The organism is Cyanobacterium stanieri LEGE 03274, assembly GCF_015207825.1.
GTDB classification, from domain to species: domain Bacteria; phylum Cyanobacteriota; class Cyanobacteriia; order Cyanobacteriales; family Cyanobacteriaceae; genus Cyanobacterium; species Cyanobacterium stanieri_B.
The window spans coordinates 42,252-59,971 of record NZ_JADEWC010000013.1 but is presented as its reverse complement, the minus strand read 5'-3'; the positions used below and the strand labels follow the sequence as shown (position 1 = coordinate 59,971).

General features: G+C 36.3%; 18 protein-coding genes and 2 tRNA genes. 9 read left to right on the top strand and 11 right to left on the bottom strand.

All coding sequences use genetic code 11. The annotated features are described in order from the left end of the window. Positions 1-45 precede the first annotated feature (45 nt). On the top strand, positions 46-1,596 hold the full coding sequence (locus tag IQ215_RS07560; RefSeq protein ID WP_193800705.1) for a ferredoxin--nitrite reductase: 1,551 nt from the start codon (positions 46-48) through the stop codon (positions 1,594-1,596). An 81-nt stretch (positions 1,597-1,677) separates the two neighbouring features. Here the strand turns inward: IQ215_RS07560 and IQ215_RS07555 are convergent, their stop codons facing one another. Then, positions 1,678-2,016 carry a DUF1830 domain-containing protein gene (locus IQ215_RS07555; protein ID WP_193800704.1) on the bottom strand — a complete coding sequence of 113 codons (339 nt, stop codon included), beginning with the start codon at positions 2,014-2,016 and terminating at the stop codon, positions 1,678-1,680. 433 nt (positions 2,017-2,449) lie between these two features. Between IQ215_RS07555 and IQ215_RS07550 the strand changes: the two genes are divergently transcribed. Next, positions 2,450-2,677 carry a ferredoxin-thioredoxin reductase variable chain gene (locus IQ215_RS07550; protein ID WP_193800703.1) on the top strand — a complete coding sequence of 76 codons (228 nt, stop codon included), beginning with the start codon at positions 2,450-2,452 and terminating at the stop codon, positions 2,675-2,677. 39 nt (positions 2,678-2,716) lie between these two features. Here IQ215_RS07550 and IQ215_RS07545 read toward each other — a convergent pair whose 3' ends face one another. Together IQ215_RS07545 and IQ215_RS07540 are read right to left on the bottom strand one after the other, a co-directional pair. Beyond that, the gene (locus IQ215_RS07545; RefSeq protein WP_193800702.1) at positions 2,717-3,862 is read right to left on the bottom strand and encodes an aminotransferase class V-fold PLP-dependent enzyme; all 1,146 of its coding nucleotides are present in this window, start codon (positions 3,860-3,862) and stop codon (positions 2,717-2,719) included. A gap of 81 nt (positions 3,863-3,943) precedes the next feature. Then, positions 3,944-4,186 (bottom strand): DUF4327 family protein, encoded by a 243-nt coding sequence (locus tag IQ215_RS07540; RefSeq protein WP_193800701.1) that lies wholly within the window; start codon positions 4,184-4,186, stop codon positions 3,944-3,946. 172 nt (positions 4,187-4,358) lie between these two features. On the opposite strand from IQ215_RS07540, the gene IQ215_RS07535 reads away from it, so the two are divergent. Both IQ215_RS07535 and IQ215_RS07530 read left to right on the top strand, forming a co-directional pair. Beyond that, positions 4,359-5,234 (top strand): energy-coupling factor transporter transmembrane component T family protein, encoded by an 876-nt coding sequence (locus IQ215_RS07535; RefSeq protein WP_193800700.1) that lies wholly within the window; start codon positions 4,359-4,361, stop codon positions 5,232-5,234. 462 nt (positions 5,235-5,696) lie between these two features. After that, positions 5,697-7,235: a sensor domain-containing diguanylate cyclase gene (locus tag IQ215_RS07530; protein ID WP_347239022.1), complete on the top strand. Its 1,539-nt coding sequence runs from the start codon at positions 5,697-5,699 to the stop codon at positions 7,233-7,235. Between the two features lie 21 nt (positions 7,236-7,256). Here the strand turns inward: IQ215_RS07530 and IQ215_RS07525 are convergent, their stop codons facing one another. Next, on the bottom strand, positions 7,257-7,535 hold the full coding sequence (locus IQ215_RS07525; protein WP_193800699.1) for a DUF2470 domain-containing protein: 279 nt from the start codon (positions 7,533-7,535) through the stop codon (positions 7,257-7,259). Between the two features lie 114 nt (positions 7,536-7,649). Here IQ215_RS07525 and IQ215_RS07520 point away from each other — a divergent pair, with 114 nt between their 5' ends. From IQ215_RS07520 to IQ215_RS07510, 3 genes are all read left to right on the top strand, one after another. Next, positions 7,650-8,147 (top strand): HNH endonuclease, encoded by a 498-nt coding sequence (locus IQ215_RS07520; protein WP_193800726.1) that lies wholly within the window; start codon positions 7,650-7,652, stop codon positions 8,145-8,147. A gap of 503 nt (positions 8,148-8,650) precedes the next feature. Next, positions 8,651-9,202 (top strand): NYN domain-containing protein, encoded by a 552-nt coding sequence (locus tag IQ215_RS07515; protein ID WP_193800698.1) that lies wholly within the window; start codon positions 8,651-8,653, stop codon positions 9,200-9,202. A 56-nt stretch (positions 9,203-9,258) separates the two neighbouring features. Further along, positions 9,259-9,339: transfer RNA gene (locus IQ215_RS07510), tRNA-Leu, on the top strand. A 333-nt stretch (positions 9,340-9,672) separates the two neighbouring features. Here the strand turns inward: IQ215_RS07510 and IQ215_RS07505 are convergent. The 6 genes from IQ215_RS07505 to IQ215_RS07480 form a co-directional block, all read right to left on the bottom strand. Then, positions 9,673-9,754, bottom strand: a tRNA-Leu gene (locus tag IQ215_RS07505). Next, positions 9,733-10,599: a M48 family metallopeptidase gene (locus tag IQ215_RS07500; RefSeq protein WP_193800697.1), complete on the bottom strand. Its 867-nt coding sequence runs from the start codon at positions 10,597-10,599 to the stop codon at positions 9,733-9,735. Before IQ215_RS07500 ends, IQ215_RS07505 begins: the two co-directional genes overlap by 22 nt. 60 nt (positions 10,600-10,659) lie before the next feature. Beyond that, complete coding sequence (locus tag IQ215_RS07495; RefSeq protein WP_193800696.1) at positions 10,660-12,198, bottom strand: mercuric reductase; 1,539 nt, start codon at positions 12,196-12,198, stop codon at positions 10,660-10,662. Between the two features lie 13 nt (positions 12,199-12,211). Next, positions 12,212-12,982 carry a TVP38/TMEM64 family protein gene (locus IQ215_RS07490; protein WP_206688539.1) on the bottom strand — a complete coding sequence of 257 codons (771 nt, stop codon included), beginning with the start codon at positions 12,980-12,982 and terminating at the stop codon, positions 12,212-12,214. Further along, a complete protein-coding gene (locus tag IQ215_RS07485; protein WP_241735278.1) occupies positions 12,957-13,739 on the bottom strand; it encodes a TVP38/TMEM64 family protein in 783 nt (260 codons plus the stop codon). Before IQ215_RS07485 ends, IQ215_RS07490 begins: the two co-directional genes overlap by 26 nt. A 225-nt stretch (positions 13,740-13,964) precedes the next feature. Next, the gene (locus IQ215_RS07480) at positions 13,965-14,825 is read right to left on the bottom strand and encodes a sulfite exporter TauE/SafE family protein (RefSeq protein ID WP_193800694.1); all 861 of its coding nucleotides are present in this window, start codon (positions 14,823-14,825) and stop codon (positions 13,965-13,967) included. Positions 14,826-15,061: 236 nt separating this feature from the next. Here IQ215_RS07480 and IQ215_RS07475 point away from each other — a divergent pair, with 236 nt between their 5' ends. Beyond that, positions 15,062-15,616, top strand: coding sequence for a sigma-70 family RNA polymerase sigma factor (locus IQ215_RS07475; protein WP_193800693.1), 555 nt, complete (start codon positions 15,062-15,064; stop codon positions 15,614-15,616). A 2-nt stretch (positions 15,617-15,618) separates the two neighbouring features. Then, positions 15,619-16,362, top strand: coding sequence for an anti-sigma factor (locus tag IQ215_RS07470; RefSeq protein WP_193800692.1), 744 nt, complete (start codon positions 15,619-15,621; stop codon positions 16,360-16,362). Between the two features lie 477 nt (positions 16,363-16,839). Here IQ215_RS07470 and IQ215_RS07465 read toward each other — a convergent pair whose 3' ends face one another. Further along, positions 16,840-17,658, bottom strand: a complete 819-nt coding sequence (locus tag IQ215_RS07465; protein ID WP_193800691.1) for a class I SAM-dependent methyltransferase — start codon at positions 17,656-17,658, stop codon at positions 16,840-16,842. Positions 17,659-17,720 lie beyond the last annotated feature (62 nt).

Sequence of the window (17,720 nt, the reverse complement as noted above, 5' to 3'; positions counted from 1 at the left end):
TATGGTCACAGCTAAAAAAAATATATATATTAACGGGGTTTAACCATGACGGTGACAACAGAAAAAAAAATTAAATTAAATAAAATAGAAAAAGTAAAAGCAGCTAAACATGGCTTAGATGTAAAAAAAGAAATAGAACATTTTGCCCAAATAGGTTGGGAAGCCCTTAACGAAGATGATTTAATCGTTAGATTAAAATGGTTAGGAATCTTTTTCCGCCCCGTCACCCCCGGCAAATTTATGTTACGACTAAGGATGCCTAATGGTATCTTAAATAGTCAACAATTAACCACCTTGGCACAAATTATTCAAAGATATGGGGATGATGGTAGTGCAGACATTACCACCCGTCAAAATATTCAATTAAGAGGGGTTTTACTCGAAGACATCCCCACTATTTTTAGTCAACTTGAGGCGGTGGGTTTAACCTCCATTCAATCAGGGATGGATAACGTACGCAACCTCACAGGCTCTCCCGTGGCTGGAATTGATCCCCATGAGTTGTATGATACTAGGGAGGTTAACTATAAGTTACAGGGGATGATTACCAACAATGGCGAGGGTAATTATGAATTGAGTAACCTACCTCGTAAGTTTAACATTGCGGTGGAGGGGGCAAAAGATAACTCCATTCATGCGGAAATCAATGATGTGGCTTTTATTCCTGCCTATAAAGATGAAGAATTAGGATTTAATGTTTTAATTGGGGGTTATTTGTCGGCGCAACGGTGCGCTGAAGCGATTCCCATGGATGTGTGGGTAAGGGCTGATGATGACGAGATTGTCGAACTTTGTCGGGCTATTTTAACGGTATATACCACCCATGGCTTAGAGGAAAGATTACGGGAAAATCGTGGTAAAGCCCGTTTGATGTGGTTGATTGATAAATGGACGATGAATCGTTTTCGCATTGAGGTGGAAAAAGAATTAGGTAAATCCTTGCAGTTTGCCGCCCCTGAAGATGAGATTACTATGGATAAACGGGATCATTTGGGTGTACATCCTCAAAAGCAAGAGGGGTATAGTTATATTGGAATTCATATTCCCGTAGGACGTTTGGATGCAGAAGGGATGTTTGAAATTGCCCGTTTGGCTGATGTTTATGGTAATGGGGAAATTCGGGCAACGGTGGAACAAAATTTCATTATCCCCTATGTGGCAGATGATAAAGTAGAAGCGTTTTTGAGTGAGCCTATTTTACAGCGTTATCCCCTAAATCCTACTACGTTGGTGCGCTCTTTAATTTCCTGTACGGGGGCAAGATACTGCAATTTTGCCTTGGTGGAAACAAAAGCAAGGGGCTTAAAATTGGCTCAAGAATTGGATGAGGAGTTAAATATCCCCCAAAGGGTGCGTATTCACTGGACAGGTTGCCCTAACTCCTGCGGACAAGCCCAGGCGGGAGATATTGGCTTAATGGGTACTAAGGCGAAAAAAGATGGCTCTGTGGTGGAGGGAGTTAATCTTTTCCTTGGTGGTAAGGTGGGTAAGGATGCAAAATTAGGGGAATTATCTCAAAAAAGCATTCCTTGTGATGATCTTAAACCTGTTTTAAAAGATATATTAATTAATCAGTTTGGGGCGACGATTAAATAACATTTGAGGTTTTAGGTATCGGGTGTTAGGTTTTTTATGGGAGGCTGGTTACCCAGCCTTTTTTTAATCTCTAAATTTTGTTTAAGCGGAAAGAAGTTCGAGATTTTCCGTGGGAGATTCGGAAGATGGATGGGTGTTGTTTTGATTTTCATTCCCCTCTATTTCTTCTTGAATGGATAAAGTGCCACAGGGTATGGTATCGGAAAGAATTGAACTTGCCATCATTCCTGAATGAATTTCTAGTAGGGCTTCTGGTAAGGCTTCAAATATTAATCGTTGTCCTGGAAATACTACTCTTTCAAAATACCAATTCGCTACGTTGGTAATTCTGGCTACCTGAATTTGGCTAGTGGCATTTACATAGCAACACATAATTTTATTATTATCATCGTTAGGAATTGCGTCTAATATCTGTGCCATAATAATTATGATATTTTTATATTTTGTTTATCTTTACATCATCTACGTTAACATTCCTTGATCCCGACTCGCTGTAAAGATAATTACCAATTTGATTGAATTTATGATTTTTCTTGGATATGTAAAAGATTAAAAAAACATTAACTTTTATTATTGTTAAAAAAAAGATTTTTAAAATTGAGAAAAACTAATTTATTTTCTTGCTAAATCGATAAATTCTTCATTGGAAAAAAAGATTAGTTAATTTTTGTCAATGAGATAATAAAGATGGTTTGCAGATCTCACGGATTGTGCAAAAATAATATGGTTGCCTCTTGAGAGATTGGATTTTCTTAGTCTGGTCTATGCTAGAGGTTTTTTTCTCTTAACCTGAGGCTTATTCAATCAAGGCAAACTAAAACAGTTAGTTTATTCAAATCATTATATCTAAATTATGAACGTAGGCGATCGCATTAAGGTAACAGAATCAGTAATTGTATATCATCACCCTGAGCATAAGAAGACTGCTTTTGATATTAAGGGCATGGAAGGAGAGTTAATAGAAATTGTAACAGAGTGGCAGGGAAGACCTGTAAGCGCTAATTTTCCTTATTTGGTTAAGTTTAGCAAAAAGTTTAAGGCTCATCTTCGGGAAGATGAGATTATGGCAATTGACAATTGATAATGGACAATTATGGGGTGAGCAATGCCCACCCTAATTTTAAACCATTGAGCGAATTTGTTTTATGAGACTTTCAATTTCTGATTCGAGGGTAAAATAATGGACACAAGCCCTGACGCAAGAGGGATAAGCAAGGGTGCGCAGATAGTAGCTTTTGTTTTCTAGGTTTGATACCAATTGGCTAGGGTTGTTGGTATAAAAGGAAACTAATCCCGATGGAGGAGGACTATTTTTTAGGCATTGGATACCCTCTATTTTGTTTAATTCTTCCCAGAGGTAGGCACTTAGTTGGCAGATGCGTTGATAGCGTTTCTCAGGGTTTCCCCATACTTGGTGAAGGGCGATCGCCCTTGCTAATCCTGCATATAATGGATATGCTGAAGTGGCTATTTCGTATCTACTGCCATCGGAAGCAAAAGGTAAATCAGATTTACTAAAATCAAGGCTACGCCAACCGATAAAGGTGGGATGGAGGGGAGTTGTTAAATTGTCTTTGACATACAAAAAACCGACTCCCGTGGGGCCACATAACCATTTATGCCCTGTACATCCATAAAAGTCAACTTCTGTTTCGGGCAGGTTGAGGGGTATTAATCCGGCAGATTGGGCGCCATCTACAAGAATTTGGATAGGTTTTTTACTGGGGTATTGATGACATACTTGGCTGATTTGTTTGAGGGGTAATACTTGCCCCGTATTCCACAATACATGGCTGATGACGACTAGGCGAGTGTTTGGGGTAAGGTGATTTTTAACTACTTCGACGGGGTTTCCTGGGTTGAGGGTGAGGGGAAAGGTGCAAACTTTGACACCAAATCTTCTACTAATTTCTTTGATACTAGCAATTACTCCAGGATGTTCGGCGTCACTGAGTAATATTTCATCATCGGGTTGCCATTCTATGCCCCAAAGGGCAATATTACAACTACCTGTGACATTTTCACTCAGGGTAATAGTTTCTATTTTACTGTTAGTTTCAAGGGCGATCGCACTTTTAACATTTTTGATATTGTCGTTAATCCAACTATTTATTTTTAAACCAAAAGGGCCTACTTTTTCAACATATTTATAAGTATTAATAATAGTCTCTAAGACTGAATCAGCAAGAATTCCTTGACCACCAAAATTAAAATAATGTTTATCTTCTAAACCTTTAAAACCTGTTCTTAATTCTTTAATATCCATAAAATGAGGGGTTGAAATATTTTCAACCCTTTTAAAGTTTAATTGTCAATTGTCCATTGTACATTGTCAATTTTAGAAGCCCTAGTCATTATCCCATTCTTCGGCCCCTAAAAGGTCGGAAATGCGATCGCGCAATAGAAAATCTTGCTCCTCGAGGTTTTTTTCTACCCCAACCCATTCCCGTGCAGGGATAAATTGAGCTACGCTATAAATGGGCTGATGACGACTTAGTACACCTTTTTCTACTAATGCCCTAATCTCGTCTCTAATAAACTCGAAGTTATATCCATAGGAGGATACAGCGGGAAAAATTTGAGTATTCATAATAATATGATTGCTTGTTTTCAGTTGCTACTAAAAAGTAATAACTTTTTGTTAAATTTTATACTTTTAATTTTAAAAGTCGCAACTTTTTGGCTGTTTTATTAAATTAATGGAAATACTTTAATCTGAATGTTATAATTGTCAACCATCATTTTTTTGATAATTCTTTTTTATGGATTTATTGCGATCGCTCCCCATTGGCTTATATATAGAAAAACCATTTTCTTGGCTTCATAGACTAGATCCGAGGGTAAAATTAGGATGGTTAATGAGTTTAATATTATCTCCTTTATTAGCCAATAGTTCATGGCGCATTTTTTTGGTAATCTTCTTATTATTAATTACTTGGTTATCTTTTATTCCTTGGCGAGTGCAAAAAAAACAAATAACTTGGTTGTTATTAGTAGGTATTTTGATATTTATTTTAACAGCTTTTGCTCCTGATGGATTAAGTATTAATTATCAACCTCGTTTGCCAGAAAGTGATATTAATATTAATCAACCCACTGACTATCAATATATCTTATATAGTTTTGGCAACTTTAATGTTACTAGAAGATCTTTTGATTTAGCCATTAGAGTAAGTACCTTATTTTTTACCTTAATTTATAGTAGTAATCTATTTTTATTAACCACCGCCCCCGAAGAAATTACCGCAGGAATTGAAGATTTATTATCTCCCTTAAATCGGTTTAAATTTCCCGTTACCGAAATGATTTTAACCCTCACTCTGTCCCTTCGTTTTATTCCTTTAGTATTAGAAGAAATCCAAAATTTAATTCGCTCTATTCGTACTCGGGCTATAAAATGGCGTAAATTAGGTATTAAAAAAAGTGTTCAAATATGGGTAATTGTCATGGAAAAATTGTTAGAAAATATTTTATTAAGGGCGGAACAAATTGCGATCGCTATGGAGTCTCGAGGATTTACAAACCCAAAAAACCACGAAGTTCAATGGCACGAATCCAGGATAAAAACTAATGATGTGGTCGCCCTATTTTTCTTAGTCATTTTTTGGTTATTTAGAGTGGCTATTGGACAAATGTAATAAAATAAATACTAAAGAAAATTATTAACAAAAATTATTTGTATCGAATATTTTTTAACTAATTTTAAAAATACTTATAATTAATAAATGTTGGAATAAAACGCTATCTGATGCAACAATATTCCTTTGATAATACTTTTAGAAAAGAAAATTATTTTAAACATCATTGAAGTAATTATACCGTATAAATTAATTATATTAAATACTCAGTTAAGGATATTTTAAGTATTTAAAAACATCTTATTCATGAAAAAAAAAATTTGATTATAAAAAATACAACTTACACTTATAAGAGAAATACATCATCCAGGAATAACCTTTATTAGCAATACTAAAAAAGCAGACGATAGATATTTTCTTGTAATATATAATCTTCCATAGATGATTATTAACAAATATTTTATTATTTTGATAGTATCTACTCTTTAACGTTAAGATAGACTCTCAAATAATATTTTACAGGTGGTCTTTATACAACTACACAGAGAAACAGAAAAATCAAACTTATTTTTAATCAGTATCAATGTGCTACTGGTACTACTTTATATTATTGGAATTAATGCTAGTCATCAATTTAGTACCCTTCAATCTGAAGTAGCTTCTGTGTGGTTTCCTTCCGCCATAACTTTACCCCTCGTATTAAAGTATGGTATTCAGGTTTTCCCCGGTATAAGTTTAGCGTCTATTATCGGGCTTACCCCTTCATTACAAAGAATTAGCCCTGACTTATCATTTTTTAGCTTTGCTTTTATCCAGATAAGTTGTGCTTTAGCTAACTGTTTTCAGCCCATAATTGCTACATGGATAATTAGAAGATTTGCGGTTAGTAAAGACGTTTTTATCAATACTCAGTCGGTTTGTGTCTTCATTGGGGCGGTAATTTTATCGCCGATTATTTCAGCTTTAATGGGGGTTTCTGCGTTATTGATTTTAAATATCATTACTTTGAATGAATACTCCTATTCTTTGGTTACTTGGTGGTTGGGTAGCGCATTAGCCCACTTAATTTTTTCCCCTACCATTATGTTATGGAATAAAAAAGATGTTATGTCTCCTGGCGCAACAAGGGGAGAAGTTTTAATTTTAATGGTGATTGTTTTTTGTACTTGCAGTTTAACTTTTATTTTGGGTTATCCTGTGGAATATTTAATTTTTCCGCCGATTATCTGGGCTGTTTTTAGGCTTAAAAGTTTTCATGCTAGTTTATTGGTGAGTATGATTGCTTTAATGGCGATTATTTCTACAAGTCGGGGATATGGTGCATTTGTCAAGGATTCTGTTAATTTATCTTTGATTTTATTGCAGTCATTTACTGGAGTAATTTCTATGGTAACTTTGATTTTATCGGCTATTTTGGCGGAGAAAAAAATAACTGAGAATAGGTTAAATGATACCTTAGAAAGTTTGGAAGAAAAGGTAAAAGAAAGGACGAAAGAATTAGAAATAATTCAGGCAAATTTACGTAATACTAATAGATTTTTAGAAAAAATAGCTTATGTTGATAGTCTTACTCAAATAGCTAATCGGGGATATTTTGAGGAGTTTTTACAACAACAATGGGATATGTTGATTAGGCACAAAAAGTGTTTATCTTTGCTATTGATAGATGTGGATTATTTTAAGCAATATAATGATTTTTACGGACATCTGCAGGGGGATGAGTGTTTAACGATGGTTGCTCAATGTTTACAGTCTGTGATTCGTAATTCTTCTGATATGGTGGCTCGATATGGGGGAGAAGAATTTATAATTGTGTTGCCTCATACTAATGTTGATGATGCGGTGGTGGTGGCCAAAAAAGTTCAAGGGGCGATCGCACTTTTAGAGATTCCCCACGAATCATCAGAGGTATCAAAATATCTTACCCTCAGTATAGGTATTGCCACTACCATTCCGAGTTATGAGGATAATCCCGATAATTTGATTCAAAAAGCCGATGAGGCTTTATATCTAGCGAAGCAAGAAGGTAGAAATCAATTTAAAACCTTTGTTTATCCCTAACACTTAACCGTGAATGGGAAATTATTGTTGTGCCTTAGCAGTTTTGATCATTTCCACGAGGGTTGTATGGGCATCCTTAGCATCGGCTAGGGTATGATCGAAATTAATCCTGACGGGGTTTTCAACTTCATTATTAACAGCAATATTCATGCCCTCATGGTCAATGGAAATCATGGTAGCACTTTGAACATCATTGATTTTAGCGAAGGCCTGAGCATATAACATTATAGCATCTTGATGATCATCATTCATATGTTTACAAATGCGATCGCTCACAGTTTGATCAATAATCTCACTCATTTTTAAAAAATTATTTATTGGTACAAATTAATTTTAATTGTCGTCCCCAATTCGTGCAATAAATTCGTTGTGTGTGCTAGTATCAGCAATAAATCCTTGGAAGAAAAGACGTTTATGGGTAAGGTTTTAGTCTTAAATGCCTCCTATGAACCGCTAAATATCACCAGTTGGAAAAGAGCGGTAATTCTGTTAATAAAAGGCAAGGCAGAACAATTAGAGCATCATAGCACATTTCTTTGTCACACATTCCCGTTACCCTCGGTGATTAGGTTACGGTATTATGTCAAAGTCCCTTATAAAGAAATTCCCCTAACTCGTAAAAATATTTTAGAGCGCGATCGCCACTCATGTCAATATTGTAATTATAGAGGGGAAAAACTAACACTAGATCACGTAATTCCTCGCTCTAGGGGCGGCCCCGATAGTTGGGAAAATCTAGTTACAGCCTGTGTAAGATGCAACATTAGGAAAGGAAATCGAACTCCTAAGGAAGCTCAAATGCCCTTACTGGTTCAACCCAGAAAGCCTTACAGTAGTTTACACTTTGAAATAGTTAAATGTACCAAGGATAACCTTAACCATGAATGGAGAAAATATGTCATTGGCATTTAATAAATCAGTGAATCAAAATATACCTTAGTTCAATTAATTGAACGATAAACTGTTAGCCTTGTAATTCATCGCAAGGCGAGTGATGATATATTTGCTGGGTATTGCTGATTTTAGCGATGATTTCTCATGGAGAAAGGGAACAAGCAATAGTGATACTATTGTAAAGTCTCAATCTCTGGTGTTATTTAATTATATTTCATACCATCATTAAGCAATGCCATTTTCTGAAGAGGATTTAGCATAACACCAATTCCACCCAGAGGAGTAAACATCAATCTGTATTTAGGCTTTAGTGTAATTTATTCCTCATTCATTAATCACTACCAAGGGTTTGTAGCAAAAATAGCCTTGGTTTAAATTGAGAATGGGGAATAGTTTTCCATAACTAACGGTTTTTCCTAAACTGTCAATATTCATACACCGACAATTATAAAATTTTGCTAAAATTTAACATTATGACATCAAGACAGATAAACCCATAAAATAAGGATATATGCAGGAAAATGGTTTCTACTACTTCTCAAATTATTTTGCTGGTAGATGGTTACAACATAATTGGGGCATGGAATTCCCTTAAACGCATAAGGGATAAAAACGGCTTAGAATATGCCCGACAATCTTTATTAGACACCCTCGTTAACTATACTGGTTATAAAGCGCTAGATACTAAAGTTGTTTTTGATGCCCACTATCAAAAAACCCCAGGATATAAAGAAAAATATAGCGATCGCCTTTGGATACACTACACATCATACAACGAAACAGCCGACAGCTATATCGAAAAATATTGTGCCTCCTTTAAACGCAAAAATCCCGACACTAGCACCAGAATTATAGTCGCCACCTCCGATCAAGCCCAACGTCATACCGTGGTAGGATATGGGGCAGAATGGATGTCAGCTCAACTCCTTGCCAAAGAAGTTGACACAACCCACAGAAAAGAAAAACGCAACCATCGCTCCCGTAACAAATCCCAGGGGCGTTTTTTATTCAATTCCCTTGATAGTAAAACCCAAAAAGCCCTTACCCAAATGCGCTTTGGTACTCATCAATAATTAAGACTTGATTTTTTATCTATATAATGTTAATATAGTATTCGGTCTTGTTTAAAGCGGACGTGGCGGAATTGGTAGACGCGCTAGATTTAGGTTCTAGTATCTCTGATGTGAGAGTTCGAGTCTCTCCGTCCGCATTCTAAAGGAATGTATCAAAGTTTGGTGCTATTGTACATTAACAAGTTAAATGACGTTGTAACAAATTATTTTCGTATTAATACCTTTTATGACGTGAAGAAAACAAGAGTTAATAAAAAATTTAACTTGCCATCATTAGTAGCGAAAAGCAAGAGCATTTTCCCATACTCAATTATCTTGGCTTGATATTAGTTTTCACCAAAGAAAATCTTCCTTCGGTTAAGCGATATTTTATCAACCTTCCGATTCCAAGACCCGTGTAGATTGTACCTTATGCTTTAAACAATCATTTATCTCTCACTATACAAATAGAAACTAGCAAAATGAATGTATGGGCAGAGCGAGACTCGAACTCGCATGACCGAAGTCGCCACATTTTGAGTGTGGTGCGTCTACCAATTTCGCCATCCGCCCTTGGTATGACCTTGACTATTATAACTAACTTTTTCCCTTTCTAGCAAGTCATAATATGTAGAAGAACGAGACCAACTTTCGATCGCCTTTGCCCGTAATATAGGAAGAGGATGGGTTAACTGAGCTGTTTGCATATCCTGAAGCATTTCACCGATGTCAGTATTGCTCATTTGTTGATAATCTTTCACCTGTTCCATAAAAGCATCTAAACTTAATTTAGAAGCCAAAGAAGGTGAGCCGCCCGTTAACTTCATCAGTACAGACATAACAATTTTAGGATCTTGAGCTACCAAGAGTGCCGCGCGATCGCAACTAAACTCAGCACAGCGTAACCATTGTAGCAACTGATTTTGCATCGACTGAGCCAAAAGACTACCCCAACTAGGTAACAAATTAGTAGCCAAAACAATTAAATTAGCAAGGGTAAGATATACCCCATGTTCACACTTCAAATGTCCTAACTCATGGGCTATTACCGCTTCAACCTCCTCATCCGTCAAAATTTCCAACAAAGAAGTATGAATCACCATAAAAGGTTTTTTCCCCCTAATAGCCAAAGTGTAAGCATTAGGAACAGGATTTTGTTTAAGATAAAGTTGAGGCGCATCTATATCAAGGATAGAAGAAGCATTTAACAAAAGTTGATGAAGATGGGGAAGTTGTCTTTCACTAATCAAAATACTAGAAGCAATATTATTTAAATAGAAAAAATCCTCTGCCACCGAACCCAAAATACCTCTCATGGCAATATCTAACCCCGGTAACTGTTTAAGATTAGTGGTTGCCTGTAAATCAAGAGGATGTCGAAAATCATCAGCCTTTAAACCTATTAATTGCGTTTTCATAATCTTTATCTTTCGGGGGACAAGTCATCTTATATTTTATCCTAGTCAAAATAACTTCCGTTATGACAACCTAGTCAAAATACCCAAAATCTTCTTAGAAGTAGGAGTTAACAAAGTACGCCGATAAGCATCCGCCGCCTTTTTAATCGCATCAGCTTGGGTAGGATAAGAATGAATCACCGACGATAAACCATTTAAACCCACCCCATTAACCATCGCCGCAGTTATTTCCGAAATCATTTCCCCTGCATGGGATGCCACAATGGTAGCCCCTAAAATTTTATCCGAACCCTTGGAGTGGATTATTTTTACAAAACCTTCCTCCTCCCCATCCACGATCGCCCTGTCAACCCCATTAAACAAAACTTTGATAACATTATATTCAATGCCCTTATGCTGTAAATCCCCCTCAGACATACCCACATGGGCAATTTCAGGATCAGTAAAAGTAACCCAAGGAATCACCAAATCACTAAACCTCGACTTACCCAACCCAAAAGGAGAAAACAGAGTATTCTTAATCACAATCCGTGCCATGGCATCCGCCGTATGGGTAAATTTGAACTTACTGCAAATATCCCCCGCCGCAAAAATTTTCGGGTTAGTAGTCTGTAAAAAATCATTCACCACAACCCCCCTACGGTTATCATATTCCACCCCCACCGCTTCCAGGTTCAAACCCTCCACATTAGGCGCTCTTCCTGCCCCCATCAAAATCTCATCCACTATTACCGAATCTTCCCCCCTATCCGAGCGATAATATATCTTTTTACCCTCCTCCGTATTTTCCACCCTGATGGGTTGAGCCGATAAAATTAAATTAACTTTCTCCCTAATCAAAGTATCTTCAATAATTTTCGCTGCTTCCTCATCCTCCTTATTCAAAAGATGGGGATACTTATGGATTAAGCTAACTTGTGAACCCAACCTATGAAAAGTTTGGGCTAATTCACAACCAATGGGCCCCCCTCCTATCACCGCCAACCGAGGGGGTAATGTTGTTAGAGAAAAGATGGTTTCATTGGTAAAAAAACCTACCTCCTCAATGCCTTCTATTTTGGGAGTAACCGCCCTTGCCCCTGTCGCAATCACCGCTTTTTTGTAGCTTAATGTTTGTCCATCCACTTCAATGGTACTACCACGTAAAAAACGAGCCTCCCCCAAAAAAACATCAATGCCCAAATTTTGAAACCGAGTTGCCGAGTCATGGTGACTAATTCCCGCTCTCAATTTACGCATCCTTGCCATTACTTGAGGAAAATCAACGGTAACACCATCCACATTTACCCCCAAATCAGGGGCTTTGAGCATCTCCCCAATCACCTTCGCCGAACGAATTACCGCCTTAGAAGGTACACAACCAAAGTTGAGACAGTCTCCCCCCATCAGATGCCTTTCCACGAGAGCAACCTTTAAGCCTAAATCTAATCCTGCTGCCCCTGCCGCCACCACTAACCCTGCCGTACCTGCACCGATGACCACCAGATCATACTTTTCTTGGGGGGTGGGATTTTGCCAATCTGGGGGGTGTACATGGGATATTAATTGTTGGTTATATTCATCCATGGGAGGGATGTTGATGGATTGCTGTGTATTCATGGTGAGTTTTTTTCTATTTGGTGGGTTCTAATACTTTATTGTCAAGGGCTTTTCTGGCTATTTTTGTGACATAAATAGTTACGGCCACGGTGGCAATGAAACCGATAATTCTGATTGCCCACTCTACAGTGGGGTTACTGGGGGTGTCGGTGCCGATGGTGGCGATATTTCCAGCTAATGAGCCGATATAGACATACATAATGGTGCCTGGTATCATGCCTACCGAACCGATAAAATAATCTTTGAGAGATACCCCTGTGACTCCGTAGGCGTAGTTAAGAAGATTGAAGGGGAAAACGGGTGATAAACGGGTTAACAGTACAATTTTTAAGCCTTCTCGCCCTACGGCTTCATCGATGGCTGCAAATTTTTGGTTGCCTTGTATTTTTCCAGCTACCCAGTCTCGGGCGATATATCTACCAACTAGAAAGGCAAGGGTAGCGCCGATGGTTGCCCCAACAAAGACGTATATTGAACCTAAAACCACTCCGAAGACGACTCCTCCCCCAAGGGTGAGAATGGAACCGGGTAGGAAGGCTACTGTAGCTATTATGTATAACAGGATAAAGGCGATCGCCCCTAACCCCCCTAAACTATCAATCCACTGTAAAGCATCGAGTAACCATTGTTGAGGATTAAAACCGCCCCCTGCTTCTTGGGCAAATAGAGGATTAACATGAAAAAATAGGGTCAAAATAAGGGTAGAAAAAGTTAACATAATTAACTGAGACAATTTAGATATTTTACTTGTTACTGTCTTAACACTTTTTGTTAATGGTGACATGATTTTTTTCTCCATTTTCAAGGTTATGTTTGAGGGCTTTTTTAGCTAATTTGTTAAGATATACAGTGAGTAACAGGGTAGCAATTAATCCGATTATTCTTAAAATTAAAAACATTATATGATGATCATTGTTATCTGAATAATAAGATTGATTAACACTGCTTAAATCAACTGCTAAAGAACCCAGATAAACATAGGCAAAAACTCCAGGAAATATTCCTAAAGAACCGATGAAATAGTCTCGGAATGAAATATCGGTTATTCCTAACAGGTAGTTAAGTAAATTAAAGGGAAATAGGGGAGATAAACGCATCAAAAGCACGATTTTCCAACCTTCTTGAGTTACTGCTTTCTTGATCGCCTTAATTTTTGGATATTGATCCAGCTTTCTTAGTACCCAATTACGACAAAAATAACGTCCTAATAAAAAAGCAAAAATAGCTCCTAAAATAGCGGCAATAGATACATAAATTGTTCCCCAAATTACCCCGTATAAACAACCTCCTTTCATGGTTAATAATGAACCTGGAATGAATAAAAGAGTCGCTATATTATAGATGGCAATAAAGAGGATAAAACCCCAAAAACCCATTTCCTTAATCCCCGTTAACATTTGATTCCATAGTGGGGTAGGATTAAGGTAGTGAATTGTTATCAAGGCAAGTAAACTTAATCCAAAAATTATCAGCCACTTAATTTTAGTAAACTTGTTGCTCTTAATAGAAGATTTAGAATCCATATCTTCGTGATATTCCATCAATTGATTTATCAAGAATACGAACTCAATAAGAAAATGGATTTAAAAGTTTTGAAAGTTTCAAATAAATAATGTTATGACGATGAAAGGAATTTTTATTAAAATAACCTTTAAATTATTTCCAAAAAGTATAATTCCACTTTCAATGATTTTGTAAAAGGATTTAGGGGTTATCAAATTGAAACTCAAAATGTTCTTATAAGAACATTTTTAACTTTGAAAAAACTAAGATATAACTAATTCTCCCATAATTAATAGGGTTACAAATATAAATAATATACCCATAGCCCTTTCTAGTTTTTCCTGAGATAATTTTGTGGCAACAATTGAACCAAACTGCGCACCTATTAACACTCCTGGAGCTGTAAATATAACGATATTAAACACCATTTGTAATTCCTCGCCCCCTGCTTGGGCAAATTGAATAACATGACCAATGGATGCAATTAGGGCAGTGATAGCGACGATAAATACGCTAGTGGCGATCGCAACGGGGCTTGGTACACGGCATCTTTGCAGGAGATAAAATCCGTTCAATTGACCTAAACCAGTAGATACCATCCCCAAAAATAAAGCCCCTATACTTGCCAATAAACTTCCTTCAATGCGGTTATAGATAGTATAACAGTATGTTTTGCCATTTTTGTCTGTAATACAGGTTTGAGGTTCTTTTTCTTCTTGGGTGGTTTTTATATCTTCATCCAATAATTCTAAGGTATGTTGATCGGGAGATTTCAAAAAACTGGTGGCAATGACAAATAAACCAATTGCTAAAATTCCTTTAAGGACATCGGCAGGAATAATATTACCAAACCATGTTCCCACTAAAGCCATGGGAATACTAACCAGTAAAAGCATTCTGCCCAATTTAAAGTCAATTAAGCCTTTGCGAATATAGGCAAATAAACCACTGGAAAAACCAAAAACCTCGGTAATTAAACCGATACCGATGGCTACTTCTGGGGGTAACTTTAAGGCAATGAGAAACAAAGGAGTAAAAAAAGTAGCCCCTTCTACCCCCGAAGCCATGGCAATGGTGGCGATGCCGATGGCAGTGGGAAACAAATACCAATATTCTAAATTCATTAATCGTAATACCAAGTTCGCTAACTTCGTTATAGATAGATTGTACCTTCCCCGTTGCCCCACCGTGTAATGAATTACACGGCTAACGGTAGTTCGTTCAATAAATTGAACTAAGATATTGATATTGCTAATTTGTAAGTGATCAAGCGGACTTGATATAAATCCTTTTTTGCTTGGGTTTCGTATTTTTATTAAATGAATGTATCCCTATTTTGTAAAATAATCGGTTAATTACCATGCTGTCAAATCGGACAGATGCAGAACTTTTTGAACAGTTGCGCTCAGGCAATATTTCCGTTTTGGGAATTTTCTATGAGCGTTATGGTGAAGTTGTCTATCGGGTAGCGTTGCGTATGTTGGGCAATACTCAAGAAGCGGAGGATTTAACCCAAGAGATTTTCCTTTATTTTTCTAAAAAGGGAAATTATGATGAAAGTCGAGGCTCAATGCTGGTGTTTTTGGTAACGATGACTCGCTCACGGGCGATTGATAGACACAGGCAAAAAAGTTCTTATCGTCAAAGGATTCTCAAATGGTTTAATAATTCTCCTTCTCAGGAATATAGTGGTTTGATGGATAAAGTTGCTCTAAAGGAAGTGTCACACAAGGTTAGAAAGGCGATCGCCCGTTTACCGATGCAACATCAACAGGTATTAGAAATGGCGTATTTTGACGGCTTGAGTCAATCGGAAATTGCCGAAAAATTAAATATGCCCCTCGGCACGGTGAAAACCTATAAACGCAAAGGATTATTGAAGTTGAGAGAGTTATTACAGGAGTTAGTAAATTAGTGATGAAAGATTTTAAAGAAGAAGAAATCAAGGAACTTTTGGCCAGTTATGTGTTGGGTGATTCTACCCCCGAAGAAACATCCACGGTGCATCAGTTATTGCAATCTAAACCTGAGTTACAAGAGGAAATTGAAAGCCTACAAAAAACCCTTGCCCTTTATCCCCTTGCCTTACCTGAGGTGGAGTTACCCAAGACACTGGGCGATCGCATCTTAGCCCAAGCAAAACAAGAAAATCAAATAATTCCAAAAACTACAACCATAGTTAAACATCGCCCTTTACCTCTAATTTTTAGCGCCATTAGCGCCATGTTGATAATAGTTTTAGGGGGTTATAGTTATGGTTTACAAAGACAAGTTGCCAGGATGGATAAGGAATTACAAGAATATCAAAGTGCGATCGCCCTTCTACGTCAAAAAAATAATAACCTAGTTTCTCTCCAAGGTACAGAATCCAATCCTCAATCATCAGGTAGTTTATTAGTTAATACCGACGCAGATACCATCATGGTAATAACTCAAAATTTATCCCCCATCGCTGAAAACAAAGTATATCGTCTTTGGGGTATTGTGGACGGTGAAAAAATATACTGCGGAGAATTTAAACCCGATTCCCAAGGTAATAGTTTGATAAAATTTCCCTTAGATCCAGATATGCTCAATCCTTCCCAAATAGTAATTACCCTCGAAAACTCAAAAAGTGATTTATCTCCCCAAGGACAACCTGTTATGGTTAGTAATTTGTAAAGTATATCAAATCTGACCTTCAGGATAAACATAAATAATATCAACTCCCCTTGATCACTTACAAATTAGCAATATCAATATCTTAGTTCAATTTATTGAACAATAAATTATATGAAATACTTAAATGTTTACGACAAATAAAATCTCTCAAATAAAATCCCAGCCTAATTAACCTCAATTTAGGTTAAAACCCTTTCCGATTCCTTGTATAGATTTATGGGTGCTGAATCCATTTATTTCCAAACATAAAAGTTCAATTCATTGAACGAAAAATCCGTAGCCTTGTAATTCATTACAAGGCGGGAAATACTGAAGTTAATTATATTTATAGCAATCTTTTTTATATTTCATATTATTAGCCGTATAATTCATTACACGGTGGGGCAACGGCGAAGGTACAATCTATCTATAACGAATTCCGTCAACTTGATATAACTTAACTTGAAGCCTTTGAGCTTTAGGTTATTTTTTAAATTATCAACTATCTTTTTTTTGTAAAAATGCAGTGAGATAAACTAGACTTCCATTAACAAAACCATTATAAATTTTACTATTTTTTACCCCCGCAAATTCAGAAAAAGTGTGACGCAAAATTTTAGGTACATTATTATTTATTTTTTCTTTTTTTAGTTGATCAATTAATTCTAAAGCCTTAATTACATTAGTTGTAATATCCTGTTTTTCTACTAAAACTAAACCAGACTTATTCAAACTATTTTCTAATTTTTCCAGATCATTTACAGGACGCAAATCAGCCCATGAGAATAAACCATCAGGCTTTAAAACTCTGTGAACTTCTGCTAAAAATTTATCCATAGAACCATAACAATGGGAAGATTCCACATTTAAAATTACATCAAAAGAATTATCTAAAAAAGGCAAATTCTCACTGTCACCCTCTTGATAAGATAAATTTGGTAATTTATATAGTTGTTTTGATAAAGCAATATTTTCTTGAGCAATATCAATCCCAATAATCTGCATTGGGGATAAATATTTGGCAATAAAAAAACTACCTCCACCCCTACCCGAACCAATCTCCAATACTTTTTTATGTTGTAGATTCGTAATACTAGCAACTTTTTGATAAAGTTGAATAAAATATTTATTTTGTGCTTCTTCTAAAGATAAATTGATTGGTTTTAATTGATGATCAATATCAGCAAAACCATAATTCATAAATTCCCAATCTTCTTTTTGATATGATTTAGCTAAAAAATCATACCATGAACGCCATAATCTTCTTTTTATTTTAGGAGAAATTACCGTTAAAAATATAAATAAGTTTTCCATCATATATTTCTAAACTTTCTTTATTAGCAACAGAAAACTTTATAATATCATCACTTAACCTTTAA

Excerpts from the sequence above, each read along its gene's own strand:
- IQ215_RS07560 (WP_193800705.1), top strand. The coding sequence starts at position 46 with ATGACGGTGACAACAGAAAAAAAAATTAAATTAAATAAAATAGAAAAA.
- IQ215_RS07555 (WP_193800704.1), bottom strand. The coding sequence starts at position 2,016 with ATGGCACAGATATTAGACGCAATTCCTAACGATGATAATAATAAAATT.
- IQ215_RS07550 (WP_193800703.1), top strand. The coding sequence starts at position 2,450 with ATGAACGTAGGCGATCGCATTAAGGTAACAGAATCAGTAATTGTATAT.
- IQ215_RS07545 (WP_193800702.1), bottom strand. The coding sequence starts at position 3,862 with ATGGATATTAAAGAATTAAGAACAGGTTTTAAAGGTTTAGAAGATAAA.
- IQ215_RS07540 (WP_193800701.1), bottom strand. The coding sequence starts at position 4,186 with ATGAATACTCAAATTTTTCCCGCTGTATCCTCCTATGGATATAACTTC.
- IQ215_RS07535 (WP_193800700.1), top strand. The coding sequence starts at position 4,359 with ATGGATTTATTGCGATCGCTCCCCATTGGCTTATATATAGAAAAACCA.
- IQ215_RS07525 (WP_193800699.1), bottom strand. The coding sequence starts at position 7,535 with ATGAGTGAGATTATTGATCAAACTGTGAGCGATCGCATTTGTAAACAT.
- IQ215_RS07520 (WP_193800726.1), top strand. The coding sequence starts at position 7,650 with ATGGGTAAGGTTTTAGTCTTAAATGCCTCCTATGAACCGCTAAATATC.
- IQ215_RS07515 (WP_193800698.1), top strand. The coding sequence starts at position 8,651 with ATGGTTTCTACTACTTCTCAAATTATTTTGCTGGTAGATGGTTACAAC.
- IQ215_RS07500 (WP_193800697.1), bottom strand. The coding sequence starts at position 10,599 with ATGAAAACGCAATTAATAGGTTTAAAGGCTGATGATTTTCGACATCCT.
- IQ215_RS07495 (WP_193800696.1), bottom strand. The coding sequence starts at position 12,198 with ATGAATACACAGCAATCCATCAACATCCCTCCCATGGATGAATATAAC.
- IQ215_RS07490 (WP_206688539.1), bottom strand. The coding sequence starts at position 12,982 with ATGTCACCATTAACAAAAAGTGTTAAGACAGTAACAAGTAAAATATCT.
- IQ215_RS07485 (WP_241735278.1), bottom strand. The coding sequence starts at position 13,739 with ATGGAATATCACGAAGATATGGATTCTAAATCTTCTATTAAGAGCAAC.
- IQ215_RS07480 (WP_193800694.1), bottom strand. The coding sequence starts at position 14,825 with ATGAATTTAGAATATTGGTATTTGTTTCCCACTGCCATCGGCATCGCC.
- IQ215_RS07475 (WP_193800693.1), top strand. The coding sequence starts at position 15,062 with ATGCTGTCAAATCGGACAGATGCAGAACTTTTTGAACAGTTGCGCTCA.
- IQ215_RS07470 (WP_193800692.1), top strand. The coding sequence starts at position 15,619 with ATGAAAGATTTTAAAGAAGAAGAAATCAAGGAACTTTTGGCCAGTTAT.
- IQ215_RS07465 (WP_193800691.1), bottom strand. The coding sequence starts at position 17,658 with ATGATGGAAAACTTATTTATATTTTTAACGGTAATTTCTCCTAAAATA.